At 67.5% G+C, this 560-nt stretch carries 1 protein-coding gene and 1 pseudogene; both read right to left on the reverse strand.

Features of this window, described 5'->3' with window-relative positions; translation table 11 throughout:
- Positions 1-347 (reverse strand): YciI family protein (locus KVT32_RS28475; protein ID WP_217619249.1); only part of this gene is annotated, 347 nt, incomplete at its 3' end.
- Positions 348-458: 111 nt separating this feature from the next.
- Positions 459-560 (reverse strand): annotated as a pseudogene (locus KVT32_RS32310) (dehydrogenase); the annotation flags it as partial.

Consider the following 560-nt stretch of genomic DNA (forward strand, 5'->3'; position numbering starts at 1 on the left):
TCGAACACCTGGCGCACCTCGATCTCGGCGTCCATGCCTTCGCCGCGCGGGTTCGGGAAGCGGCGCGCCCATTCCAGGGCTTCCTCGCGCGAGCGCACCCCGATCATGGTGTAGCCGCCGATCATTTCCTTGGACTCGGTGAAGGGCCCGTCGACGACGCCGCGCTCCTTGCCGCTGTAGCGGATGCGCCAGCCGCGGCTGCTCGGGTGCAGGCCGTTGGCATCGAGCAGCACCCCGGCGCGCGCGAGTTCCTGGTGGTAGTCGCCCATCGCGTTGAGCAATTCCTCGCTCGGCATGACGCCGGCTTCGGACTCGGGACTGGCCTTGACGATGATCATGAAGCGCATGTTCGTTCTCCTGAAAGAAGCCGGCCCGGAGCGGACGCTCCGTGCAAACCGGTTTGCATTACCACGACGAACGGGCGGGCCGGGAATCGACACGCCATGCAAAAAATATTGTCAGCTCTCGAAACAGGGCGCGAGCGCGCGCACCTCGATGGTCGCCCACTCGGCCGCCGGACAGCGGGCCGCCAGCGCCAGCGCCTCCTCGCGGGTGGCGAC

The sequence above is a fragment of the Achromobacter sp. GbtcB20 genome, assembly GCF_019091095.1.
Lineage (GTDB): Bacteria > Pseudomonadota > Gammaproteobacteria > Burkholderiales > Burkholderiaceae_B > Achromobacter > Achromobacter mucicolens.